Here is a 12,593-nt window from a genome sequence, read left to right on the forward strand (position 1 = left end):
CTAAAAGTGTAAATATAAATCACTTTTTAATGAAGTATTAAACTAAACCCAGTGTAAAAACTGGGTTTTTTGTTTAACACTTGCGATAAATATTTAAACTTGGTTTAGACCCTTGTGCTTATGCAAATATTGAACAACACTTTGGTTATTAACTTAACGAGTGAGTGCGCCATGCAACACAGCAATATTTGGCATTTAAAACAGTTCAAAGTAATGTATTTTGCTTTTGTAGGGCTAATTGTTGTGAGTTTAAATTTTTTATTAAACGACGCTCTTCATAAAAAAATACATACATCTGGGCAGCAATTAGTTAAACAAATATACGATTTAAATTTAGCTCCCTCTATAAATAATGAAGTGCTAGCGGCGCTGGTAAAAAGCGAAGGGTTTATGCTTAAGCCTAAAGTGCCGGCAGAACATTTTAAGCATTTGGTAAGCGTTGAGCATGACGTATTTACTTATAAAACATTCAGTTTAAGTATTTATCATTATTCTGCTTGGGTAAAGCAAGGCTACTTATTTGTTTTATTAAACTTAGTTATTATAGGCGCTGCTTGTTGGTTTTATTGTTGGTGGAGCTTATTAAAAGAGACACCTACAAAGGCCGCGCAAAAGGCCTTAATAAAATCCCCCAAACTTATTAAGCAAAAATATGAAGAGGGAGGGGTAACTAAGCCGGTAAAAAATTGTGAATTAAGTTCTTTATATGGGGTGAGCTTAGCGTCTCATAGCTTATTTTTACTTATTGAATACACTTGTAATTTTGACAAAAATACAGACAAAGAGGCTACCTTTAAAGTTGCCATTGTTAAAAGCTTTCCCGAGCTTAAATGTGTATCTGTTGAGTTGCTAAACACTCACTACTTAGGTGTTACTTTACAAAATGTATCTGTTGCGCAGTTAGACCGCGACATTGAAAGGGTTCATAAAGCTGTATTTTTGCTTTGTCGTAATCATCAAAAAACAATTATCCGTAAAAATATTAAAGTAGGGGCGTGCAATTATCGTTTAGGTGCTGACAAAGTGACTGTTTATCAGTTGGCTAAATCGGCACTTACGTTATCTCAAAGTAGTTTGCTGCAACATTGTCACCGCCTTCCTTTAAATCATAGCCAAGATACGCAGCTTTCTAGCGAACAAGTGATAGAAAATATAAAAAAGAATAAGTTTATATTATTTTTTCAGCCTCTTTTTGAGCTCTCCACTGGTGATATATTACAGCATGAAGTGCTTATGAGAGTTCGCCATAGCCAACATGGCTTACTAGCTGCGCGTTATTTTATTAATCAGCATTACAGTAATCAGGATGCTTTAATATTAGATAAGGCGGTAATAGGCCAAGTTAAAAAACTAATGTTAAGTGAAGCATCAGCATTAATCGTAAGTATTAATTTGCATCCTAACAACTGGTTTAATAATGAGTTTTGGGAGTGGCTGCCCAGTCAACTCACTGAATTAAAGTTAAACGCAAAATTACAGTTTGAGATAAGTGAAGCTGATTTTTTTGCTCATAGAAATTCGATAACTAAGCCATTAAATATAATTAGACAAAGTAGCTCGCAGCTTGTGATTGATAATGTGAAAAGCAGTGAAAAAATAGCGTCATTAGTAGAGTATAGCGAAGTTTGCGCAATTAAATTGTCGTATGAGTTGGTGCATTTGTTAAATGAAAAACCTGATAACCAAAAACAAATAACAAAAATAGTGGAATCTGCTCGTTATTTAAATTTACCTGTATTTGCAGTGGGTGTAGAAACTCAAAAAGAGTTATTTATGCTCGCAAAATTAGGCGTAGTGGGAGCTCAAGGCTTTTATTTTTCAGAGCCCCTACAAGAATTTACTCATGCAGTATTTCACTAGGGCGTGTTTATTTTATAAAGTTAAATTAACCCTCTGTATTTAAGGCCATTTAACCCTTGCAACCCCCCTGTATGCACAGCAATTATTTTACTTCCTGGAGGAAAGTAGTCTTGCTCAATAAGTTGCCATAGCGCATACATCATTTTTCCGCTGTAAATTGGTTCTAGCGGGAGGTTATAGGTATGTTTCATGTTTTGACAAAACGTCCAAAGCGCTGATGAAAACTTACCATATCCACCATCATGATGGTCTGTTAGCAACTGCCAATTATTTTGATTTTTGGCTTTATTGCTAAGTTTTCTTACGTCATCAATTAAGTATTGGGCTTGCTTTAGCACTGCTATACCTAGCACTTGCGTACTTTGCTTACTGCCTTCAATAAGTCCTGCAAATGTGCCTCCACTGCCTGTAGGGCAAACTAAATAATCGTGTTCGGGTAAGGTGTGCACTAATTCTTTACACCCTAATAATGCGTGTTCATTGGTGCCGCCCTCAGGAAGTATAAATGCATTAGGAAAGCGCGCTTGAAGTTTTGCAAGGTATTGTTCATCTTGACGTAACCTATACTCTATTCGATTAACAGCATGAAGTTGCATACCACATTGCTTAGCAAATTGAATTGTTGGGTTATTCTCATCAAGAACTGGCCCGCGAATAATCGCATGAGTTTTAATATTAAACTCTTTACCAGCAGCCGCACATGCATGAATATGATTTGAAAAGGCACCGCCAAAAGTAAGCAATTCTGTTTTATTGAGCTTACGCATATGGGCTAAATTATATTTTAATTTTCGCCATTTATTGCCACTTATTAGCGGGTGTAGCAAATCGTCGCGTTTTACATCTAAAGAAATATTTTTCTTTTTTAGAAACAGACTATCTATGTGTTGAATATAGTTATTTTCATTGATTTCGAATGATTTAGGCATTTTTATTTGTTTTCAATTTGCAAAATAAAATAAGTGTACGACACTTATTTTATATCTTATTAACAATAGTAGCTATATGAAAGAAAAGCTGTTTTCATGGTTGAACCGTAGTTTAGATCGTAATACAGCTATTGGTGTTGCAGCTTACGCTGATACTGTAAATGCAGTCTGCCTGAAAAAAAGCCAGAATAAATGGTCTGTCTATAGCTCCCACAGTGTAAATGTTTCTGAGCAAGCTGATTATACCACTGCGATGGTGGCGTGTATAAATGAAGTATCTACAGATGTATGCGGAGTTAATATTGTTATTCCTCATTCCTTCTATCAAATAGTGCAAATGGATAAGCCAAATTTAAGTGATGAAGAGATCATTCAATCATTGCCCTGGACGGCTAAAGACCTCGTTGATATAGCACCTGAAAATATAGTTGCAGATTTTATCGATTACCCAATTACGCTACCTATGCAAAGTAGCAAAATGAACGTGTTTATTACTAATAAGCTACAACTTCTCCCTTTCATTGATAGCTTTGAACATACTAAATCTGTTTTACGCGCAATGACTTCTGAAGAAATGATTTTAGTCACTTTGTTTGGATCGCACAAAGAGGCACATATGCTTATTGTTCAGCATGTAGGGCACGAGCCACGGATTTTAATAATTCGTGATGGGCAATTATTACTGGCTAGACGATTAAATGGTTTTCTAGGAATTTCAGATAAAGATCAAAACCAAGAGCAGGTAGAGGCATTAGGCCTTGAAATACAACGCTCTATGGATTTTTTTGAAAGCCAACTAAAGCAACCTCCTATACGCAGTATTCATCTGCAATGTGATGACTTATCGTCGTTGGCACTTCGAGCCGGTATTGCTGAGTTTTTACAGATTAAAGTGGTTGATTTTGTACCTAATATTAAGTTGTCTGAGCATTTAGAGCCTAATTTTTACTATGCTTTAGGGGCGGCTTATCAATTAACTGACCCAGGGTCAGTGTTATGAAAATTCGGATTAACTTTTATCAAAAATCACTGAGGGTAAGGCGGGATCCTGTTCCTTTGTCTGGCTTGCTTACGCTTTGGTTTGGAGCTTTACTAATTATTGCGCTTACATGGGCTTTTTATAGTTATAAAGCCCACAATAGTGAACTTGAGTTACAAAAAAATAGACAATACATCAAACAAGGCAAGGCCCAATTAGAACTCGTAAAGCAGAAGCTTGCAGACAAGCAAAATAAAACATTATTTATTAATGAGCTAAAAACACTTCAGCAAGAAATCCTACATAAAAAGCAAATATTTAGTTATTTAGAGCAAAGCTCAGATCAGTCAACGGCAGACTACGCTCAGGTAATGGAAGATTTGGCTAAATATCACGAACCTAATATATGGCTTACGCATATTAAATTTGTAGGGCAAAAAGTTACTTTTGAAGGGCAAGCTGCACAGTCAAAATTTTTACCTATTTGGTTTAATAACTTAAAGCAATCGCCTTTTTTTGTTGGTAAAGAATTTTCTGTTATGGAGTTATCTACTCGCGATGGTGTCAGCGTATTTAGTGTCGCAAGCGATCTTAGGAAAGAGGACGCGACACAATGAATCAAGATTTAAATAACCAGGACAAAAAAGGTTGGCCAACGTGGGTCAAGTATCAAACACAGTTTGCCTCGCTTCAAAAGCGTGAAAAATACTCAACATTATTCGTAGGTTTATTTGTAGTAATTTATTTGGGGCTTTGGTTTGTGATTTTTCCTAAGCAAGATGAGGTCGCTAATATCCGTACTGAGCATAACGCTGTTCTTCAAGAGTGGCAGCAGATTAATGCACAACTTTCGATGTTAAACCAAGCGCTAAACCACGACTATACAAAAGTTTTGAGAGGACAAATAGCGCAAACTCGAAATGAAATAGATGAAATAAATAACCAACTTAACCGTTTTAGCCAAGGGTTTGTTGCTGCTAAAAATGTACCTGCCGTTTTGAAAAATTTATTAGTCGACAGCAGCGACGTGAGTGTTATTAGCTTTAATGTAAACCCAGCACGAGCGATTGATGTAGAAAAATTAGGTGAGCATGACACTCAAACATTATTTTTCGAACATCAAATGGTAGTTACTTTACAAGGTAGCTACTTTAATTTGCAAAAGTACTTATCAGCATTAAAGAGTAGCCAAGATAAATTATTAATACAGGAGTTTAGCTATCAGGTAACAACGTACCCTGACGCTGAGCTTACTTTACAAATAGCGACGGTGAGCGCGAATGAAAAATTTATTGCGTTATAGTTTTTTTGCGAGCGTTATTATTTGTGTAATTACACCCAATGTATTTGCACAATTACGCGACCCAACACAACCTATCAAATTTGTAAGTGGCATAAAAAACAGTACGCCAAGTAGTGAACTTAAATTACAGACTATTATTAAAAGCAGCAGTAAATTCAAGGCTATTATTTCCGGCCATATTTACCAAGTAAATGATGCTGTCGATGGTTTTCGGGTGCTAAGCATTAGCTCAAAGCAAGTTGTATTAGCAAATGACGATAAGCAAATAAAATTAGAACTATATGATTATGAAATTAAAAAATAACTTATCTGGACCGTGGCTTGTTCTTTTATTAATACCCACATTTTTAACTGCGTGCCATAGTTTTAAACCAGGTAAAGAAATTAAGCCTCATATCGAGCAAGAATTAGCACAGGCTCCGGTAAAAACAAAAGAGATAGCGCCTTTACAAATGCCCAGTGCGCTTACTCAAAGCTTACTCTCTTCAATTAATAACGAGCAAACTATAAGTGACGAACTCGCCATTAAACGCTTTGACGTTGCAGCAAATGATGTAGAGGTAGGTGCTTTTTTTGCTGGTCTAACAGATGGAACACCTTTTAGTGTGGCTGTGCACCCTGAGGTCAGCGGTTCAATTAGCATAAACTTAAAAAATGTGACTTTTAATGAGGTTATTGCAGTCATTAAGCGCATGTACCCGCTTGATATTGTAAATGAAGGGCGAATTGTTCAAGTGCTTCCAGCACAAATGCGTACAGAAACGATACCTGTTAATTATTTAATGATGCAGCGCTATGGGCAGTCTACAGTGAGTGTAGTTGCTGGTGGTGTGAGCCAATTTGGACAAGGTGGTAATAGTTCAGGAAGCTCAAGTTCTAGTAGTAATCAGCAAAGTAGTGAATTTGGCAGCAGTAATCAAAACTTAGAGTTAAATGGATCGCGTATTCAAACTATTAACCAAAACGACTTTTGGAAAGAGCTTGAAGTTGCCCTTAAATCATTAATTGGTGTAAGCGATGGTCGTTATGTGATTGCAAGCCCGCAAGCAAGCTTGGTTACAGTTAATGCATTACCGAGTGAAATAAGTCAGCTAAAAGAATTTTTGAATCAAAGCCAAGAAAACCTACAGCGCCAAGTAATTTTAGAGGCAAAAATTATTGAAGTAACGCTAAAAGACGAATACCAGCAAGGTGTTAATTGGGAGCGTATTTCGAGTGGTTTAGAAGGGGGGATTTCGTTTGCAACGACTGCGGGCTCAACAATCAGTAATAGTATTTCAGCGGCTATTGGTGGGGCGTCTTCGTTAACTATTCAAAAAGGTGATTTTAACGGGGTAATCAACTTACTTGAAACGCAAGGTGATGTGCAAATGCTTTCTAACCCAAGGGTAACTGCTACAAATAACCAAAAAGCAGTTATTAAAGTAGGCCAAGACGAATATTTTGTTACTAATGTATCGAGTACTACCGTTACGGGTACATCTACTACAACGTCTCCAGAAATTGATTTAACACCGTTTTTTTCAGGGATAGCATTAGATGTTACACCGCAGATTGATAAATATGGATCGGTTATTTTACATGTACATCCTTCAGTAACAGATACCGAGGAGCAGCTAAAAGTTATTACTTTAGACGATCAGCGATTCGAGTTGCCTTTAGCGCAAAGTAATATAAGGGAGTCAGATACGGTGATCCGTGCACAAAGCGGAGAAATAGTCGTTATTGGTGGGTTAATGCAAACCTCAACAGAAGACGAGGAATCAAAAACCCCCGTGCTTGGTGATATTCCTATGTTTGGCAATTTATTTAAAAGCATTCGTAAACGCCAAGAGAAAAAAGAACTTATTATTTTAATAAAGCCGACAGTGGTTATGCCAGACACCTGGAAAAAGCAACAAGGCGAAAGCCGTCAGCTTTTAAAAACATGGTATGAAAACTAACCATGTATTTAAACTTTTTTAATTTAAGTGAAATGCCTTTCACGTTAACCCCTAACACTGAGTTTTTTTGTGCGCTTGAACCGCACCATGAAGCCATGCAAGTGTTAACAACGGCGATTGATATGGGAGAGGGGTTTATTAAAGTAACCGGAGAGGTAGGGACCGGAAAAACATTACTTTGTAGAAAATTATTAAACCAACTTGAGCCCGATTACATAGTAGCTTATTTGCCTAACTCTTATTTAAGCCCAGAAGAGTTACGTTGGGCTATTGCCGTTGAGCTTGGCATGGATGTAGATAAAGCGCTTGATCAGCAGGCGCTAACTCAACTTATTAATCACTACTTACTAGACCTTCAAGAAGATAACGAACGGGTAGTGTTATTAATTGATGAAGCTCAGTGCCTAAGCTTGGAGACGCTAGAAGCACTGCGTTTATTTACAAACTTAGAGACGGAGAGTGAAAAACTAATCCAAGTTGTATTGTTTGGACAACCTGAGCTTGATGAAAAACTCGCAAATAATAAAGTAAGGCAGCTACGCCAGCGTATTAGTTTTTCTTATAAATTAAGATCAATGACAGCGGCTGAAGTTATTTACTATATTAACCATCGCCTGCAAGTGGCTGGATTTAATCAGCCTCCTTTGTTTAGCAATAATATGGGGCTAAAAATAGCGCGAGCAAGCCGTGGTATACCTCGTTTAGTAAATATTTTATGTCATAAAGTATTACTGCAAGCGTATGGGGAGGGGTTAAATCAAATTACTACCCGGCATATTCAGCTTGCCATTAAAGATACCGAAGACTGTGCTAAATACCGCACCGGCCAATACTGGAGCTACAGCGCTATAGCGATTAGTGTATTTGCTATTGCCGCCATTTGGATATGGAGGCAATGGCTATGAGCGTGATTAATAATATGCTCAAAAACATTGAGCAACGAGAGGCAAAGCAAGTAAATATTGAAAACGGCATTATAGTTAAGCCTGTTTATGACGTTCGTAACATTGCTTTTAAAGTAAGTGTTATAGTAATTATGTTGTTAGTTATTTATGCCGCTTATGTATTCTTACCCGCAAGCACTAAAACACTCCCTCCAACGATTGAACAAATAAAAAATATTAGTGCAAAAACAGATGTTTTAGTTGATAAGCCGCCTTTAGAAAAAGCCCCTTCTACAACGTATTCAGCTACTAATGATGAACAGTTAAGTCATCCCTCTACCCAAAATAAAGCTGTAGTTAATATCCAGCAAAAGCCTGGCGAACAATTAATGGTAGAAAGTGAGGTTCAACAAACTCAACCTGCTATTGCTAAAGGCCTTGCTAACAAGACTGAGAATGACGCTTTAGCTAAAGCCTCTGATACTGAAAATACGCAAGACGTTAGTAGCGATATTACAAAACCAGAAAAAAAATCTCTGCAAAATAATGTAATGGTGAAGAGCGAAGCCTTAGTCAAATCAGAGCAAGTTATACAGGCTGAGCTATTAACAGGGGCTAAGCAGGCAATACAGTTTGGTTTGTACGATGAAGCAATAAGCGATTTAAATTTAATTTTAATGAAGTCTCCTTTACACGTAGAGGCAAGAAACTTATTAGCGGGCACTTACTTTAAACAACAAGATATAAATTCGGCCCAACTCGTTTTACAAGAAGGTATTTCCTTAAATGCGAATGTGCTTGAGTGGCGCGTAATGTTAAGCAAAATATTAATTATGCAAGGTGAGTACGACGTTGTATTGCAGCTTTTAAGTGAAGAGTTTGAGAGTCAAGCGAACCTTGAGTTTTGGGTGCTTCAAGGTACTGCTGCTCAAAGTGCTAGTCATCATCAAAAAGCATTAAATAGTTTTAAACACCTTACACAGTTACAGCCAAGTCAGGCTAAATGGTGGCTTGCACTTGCTACGTCTAAAGACGCATTAGGAGAATATCTAGATGCAAAGCAGCTTTATAAAGTGGCATTAGATTTAGGCGGATTAAATACAGCCATGACCCAACATGCATTACAGCGTTTAGTTGCGCTCAAGGAGGTCGTATGAGACCGAGTTTAAAAATGCGTTTAGGGGATCTACTCGTTCATGAGCAAATGATCACCGAAGCACAATTAAGTGAAGCGCTCAATGTGCAAGCATCATCGGGTCGTAAATTGGGTGCAACTCTTATTTCTCTTGAGTTTATTAGTGAGCCGCAGTTACTTAGATTTTTAGCTCAGCAATTGAATGTTCCTTTTTTAGATATATCTCAACGTAAGCTATCGCCGGATGTCTCTAAGCTTTTATCTGAAGTGTATGCCCGGCGCTATCGAGCTTTAGTTATCGAAGATCATGGCGATTCTGTTTTGATGGGAATGAGTGATCCTGCTGATTTAAGAGGGCTTGATCAGCTTGCACCTATGCTTGCCCCTAAACGAATTGATTTAGCGGTAGTGCAAGAAAGCCAAATATTGGCAGCTTTCGATAATGTATATCGTCGCACTGACGAGATAACTAACTTTGCAGCGCAGCTTCATGAAGAATATGAAGATGTAGAAGAGTTTGATCTAAACTCTTTAGGAGATGAAACATCCGACGCAACGGTTGTTAAGCTACTGCAATCTATTTTTGAAGATGCAGTTCAAGTTCGTGCCTCCGATATACATATAGAGCCGGATGAAGGGTTACTGAGAATACGCCAACGTGTAGATGGTGTGCTGCAAGAGCATACCCTTAATCAAGTGAAAATAGCCTCTGCACTGGTTCTGCGTTTAAAGCTAATGTCGGGCTTAGATATTTCTGAGAAACGCCTACCACAGGATGGGCGCTTTAATATTAAAGTGCGTAGTCACAGCATTGATGTTCGTTTATCAACGATGCCTGTGCAACATGGCGAATCAGTTGTAATGCGATTACTTGACCAATCGGCTGGATTGTTATCGTTAGATGAAACAGGCATGCCTGTACATGTATTAAAGCGTGTACGCAGTATTATTAAACGCCCTCACGGAATGGTGCTTGTTACCGGGCCTACCGGCTCTGGTAAAACCACCACATTATACGGCGCTTTGAGTGAGCTAAATCAGCAAGAAAGTAAAATTATTACTGTTGAAGACCCCGTTGAATATCGTATTGGGCGAATAAACCAAGTACAAATTAATAGTAAGATAGGTTTGAGTTTTGCGAGTATTTTACGTACGGCGTTAAGGCAAGATCCCGACATAATAATGGTCGGCGAAATGCGAGACCAAGAAACGGTTGATATCGGCTTAAGAGCAGCCCTTACAGGACACTTAGTTTTATCTACATTGCATACAAACGATGCAATAACCAGCGCGATGCGCTTGATTGATATGGGCGCGCCCGCTTATTTAGTTGCAAGCTCGCTACGCGCTATTATTGCCCAGCGTTTAGTTAGGCGTATATGTAACGATTGCAAGGTACCTTATTTACCCGATCATCAAGAGTTGAGCTGGTTAAAGTATTTAGGCGAAGACACCGCTGATGCTCACTTTTCTAAAGGCCGAGGATGTACTGCATGTAATCATAGTGGTTATAAAGGACGCGTAGGTATTTTTGAGCTGTTAGAAATGGATGACGCAATGATGGACGCGCTACGTGCAAATGACACTCAAGAGTTTTCAAAAGCAGCTAAAAAGAGCGTAAACTTTTCACCACTTTCAACTATGGCATTAAATTACGCCAAACAAGGTATTACTTCGTTAGATGAGGTATTTAAAGTTGCGGAATATATCCCAGAGATTATAGGGGATGATGATGCAGCTATATAGCTATAAAGCAAAAGATAGCAAAGGTGTGTTAGTTAAAGGGCAGGTGGAGGCCAATAACCAAGCTGGCGTGGCTGATAGCTTAATAAAACGTCAGTTTATTCCCATTTCAATCACTCAGATTGAAACTAAAAACAATATTAAAATGTTCGATAATTTATTTATCGAAAAAATAACACTTGATGACATGATCATGTTCTCTAGGCAAATGTATTCTTTGCTCAAAGCGGGAATACCCATAATTCGTGCAATGATGGGCCTTGCTGACACTACGCAAAATAAACAGTTTAAAAATGTACTAGTAGAAGTGACTAAGCAGCTGGAGCAAGGACGAGACTTATCAAGTGCCATGGCTATTCATAATGAAGTATTTAGCCGGTTAACGGTGTCGATGGTAATGGTAGGTGAGGGTTCAGGGCGATTAGAAGATGCTTTCTATCAGCTTGCTATTTATTTTGAAAAAGAACAAGAAACACGCAAACGAATAAAAGCAGCTATGCGTTACCCCACTTTCGTTATTTTAGCGTTGGTTGCGGCCATGGTTATTTTAAATATTTTTGTAATACCTACCTTTGCCAGTATGTTCGCAAAATTTGATGCTGAACTCCCCTTAATGACACAAATTTTAATTGGCACGAGCAATTTTTTTGTTAATTACTGGTGGTTATTACTAGTACTGGGGATTGGCGCTGTATTAGCTACTCGTCGTTACTTAACGACTACCGCAGGTCGTTTTAAATGGGATCAACACAAGTTAAAAATACCTTTTATTGGACACATTTTAAAGCGCACATTACTTGCACGTTATAGCCAAAGTTTAGCTATGGTGCTTCGCTCTGGCGTTCCGATGACTACGGGTTTATCACTCACTGCACATGCGGTTGATAACAGCTATATGGAAAAAGCAATTATAACAATGCGCCAAGATATAGAAAAAGGGGATAGTTTGCTTAGGGCATCAAAAAGCTCAACTTTATTTTCTCAGTTAGTACTACAAATGGTAGCCGTAGGCGAAGAAACCGGCCGGGTAGATGAGTTACTGCAAGAGGCCGCAGATTATTATGAGCGCGAAGTTGATTATGACTTACGTAGTTTAACCGCAAAAATAGAACCTATATTAACTGTGTTTGTTGCCATTATGGTGCTCATATTGGCATTAGGTATTTTTATGCCTATGTGGAACATGATGTCGGCAATTAAAGGTAATTAAAACAGTGATTGCCTCGAGAGTTTACTCAAAAGGTTTTACGTTATTTGAATTGGTGATCGTGGTTATTTTACTCGCGATTATTGTGAGCTTCGCTATACCTCAGTATTTAGGTATAAAAAATCAGTCATATAACGCAAGTGTAGATACAGTTGCTGGTGGTTTTGCTTCTGCTGTTGGTATGGTTAAAGGACAATGGGAATTAGAAGGGCGGCCTAGCGGCAAGCTTAATACTACTTTTGTAAATTATGGGGGAGTAATAGTTGGTGTAGATGGAGCTAAAGGCACGCCAACCAGTGATGAAACAACAAAAACAGATACTCGCGCACTGGCAAGTAATGCAAAAAGGTGTCGCCAGGTATTAAGTGCAATTTTACAAGATGCACCAAGTAGTACACTAAGTAATGAAGTATCAAAAGTGAAAAGTGTAAGTTTTTTAGTTAGGTACAATGCAAAAAATACACAATGCATCTACTATTTAACTAACACCCTTAATACTAAAAATATACCAACCAATGGTGCCGTTGTACCTGGTTTGGCTGGTTTTTCATACTTTCCTCAAACAGGAAAAGTAAAAGTATTCAAATTGAGTAATTAAAAGAGGCTTACT

12 protein-coding genes are annotated in these 12,593 nt (G+C 37.9%); 11 read left to right on the forward strand and 1 reads right to left on the reverse strand.

The window, feature by feature from the left end:
* Positions 1-171: 171 nt before the first annotated feature.
* Positions 172-1,860: an EAL domain-containing protein gene (locus J8L73_RS10010; RefSeq protein WP_211016688.1), complete on the forward strand. Its 1,689-nt coding sequence runs from the start codon at positions 172-174 to the stop codon at positions 1,858-1,860.
* Positions 1,861-1,880: 20 nt separating this feature from the next.
* Here the strand turns inward: J8L73_RS10010 and J8L73_RS10015 are convergent, their stop codons facing one another.
* Positions 1,881-2,789, reverse strand: coding sequence for a pyridoxal-phosphate dependent enzyme (locus tag J8L73_RS10015; RefSeq protein ID WP_211016689.1), 909 nt, complete (start codon positions 2,787-2,789; stop codon positions 1,881-1,883).
* 76 nt (positions 2,790-2,865) lie between these two features.
* Here J8L73_RS10015 and J8L73_RS10020 point away from each other — a divergent pair, with 76 nt between their 5' ends.
* From J8L73_RS10020 to J8L73_RS10065, 10 genes are read left to right on the forward strand one after another with little or no spacing between them, the layout of a single operon-like run.
* A complete protein-coding gene (locus J8L73_RS10020; RefSeq protein WP_211016690.1) occupies positions 2,866-3,789 on the forward strand; it encodes an MSHA biogenesis protein MshI in 924 nt (307 codons plus the stop codon).
* Positions 3,786-4,385 carry a PilN domain-containing protein gene (locus tag J8L73_RS10025; RefSeq protein WP_247659615.1) on the forward strand — a complete coding sequence of 200 codons (600 nt, stop codon included), beginning with the start codon at positions 3,786-3,788 and terminating at the stop codon, positions 4,383-4,385. The genes J8L73_RS10020 and J8L73_RS10025 overlap by 4 nt, the downstream gene beginning before the upstream one ends.
* Complete coding sequence (locus J8L73_RS10030) at positions 4,382-5,071, forward strand: agglutinin biogenesis protein MshJ (RefSeq protein ID WP_211016691.1); 690 nt, start codon at positions 4,382-4,384, stop codon at positions 5,069-5,071. Before J8L73_RS10025 ends, J8L73_RS10030 begins: the two co-directional genes overlap by 4 nt.
* Entirely contained in the window at positions 5,049-5,375 is a 327-nt protein-coding gene (locus tag J8L73_RS10035; protein WP_211000338.1) for an agglutinin biogenesis protein MshK, read from the forward strand. Before J8L73_RS10030 ends, J8L73_RS10035 begins: the two co-directional genes overlap by 23 nt.
* The gene (gene mshL, locus J8L73_RS10040; protein ID WP_211016692.1) at positions 5,359-7,014 is read left to right on the forward strand and encodes a pilus (MSHA type) biogenesis protein MshL; all 1,656 of its coding nucleotides are present in this window, start codon (positions 5,359-5,361) and stop codon (positions 7,012-7,014) included. Before J8L73_RS10035 ends, mshL begins: the two co-directional genes overlap by 17 nt.
* Positions 7,015-7,016: 2 nt before the next feature.
* Positions 7,017-7,919, forward strand: coding sequence for an AAA family ATPase (locus tag J8L73_RS10045; protein ID WP_211016693.1), 903 nt, complete (start codon positions 7,017-7,019; stop codon positions 7,917-7,919).
* Positions 7,916-9,055 (forward strand): tetratricopeptide repeat protein, encoded by a 1,140-nt coding sequence (locus J8L73_RS10050; protein ID WP_211016694.1) that lies wholly within the window; start codon positions 7,916-7,918, stop codon positions 9,053-9,055. Before J8L73_RS10045 ends, J8L73_RS10050 begins: the two co-directional genes overlap by 4 nt.
* Positions 9,052-10,779: a GspE/PulE family protein gene (locus J8L73_RS10055; RefSeq protein ID WP_211016695.1), complete on the forward strand. Its 1,728-nt coding sequence runs from the start codon at positions 9,052-9,054 to the stop codon at positions 10,777-10,779. Before J8L73_RS10050 ends, J8L73_RS10055 begins: the two co-directional genes overlap by 4 nt.
* Entirely contained in the window at positions 10,766-11,986 is a 1,221-nt protein-coding gene (locus tag J8L73_RS10060) for a type II secretion system F family protein (protein ID WP_211000423.1), read from the forward strand. Before J8L73_RS10055 ends, J8L73_RS10060 begins: the two co-directional genes overlap by 14 nt.
* A gap of 4 nt (positions 11,987-11,990) precedes the next feature.
* Positions 11,991-12,581, forward strand: a complete 591-nt coding sequence (locus J8L73_RS10065) for a prepilin-type N-terminal cleavage/methylation domain-containing protein (protein WP_211016696.1) — start codon at positions 11,991-11,993, stop codon at positions 12,579-12,581.
* Positions 12,582-12,593 lie beyond the last annotated feature (12 nt).

This window comes from Pseudoalteromonas sp. MMG006, from assembly GCF_018101025.1.
Classification (GTDB): domain Bacteria; phylum Pseudomonadota; class Gammaproteobacteria; order Enterobacterales; family Alteromonadaceae; genus Pseudoalteromonas.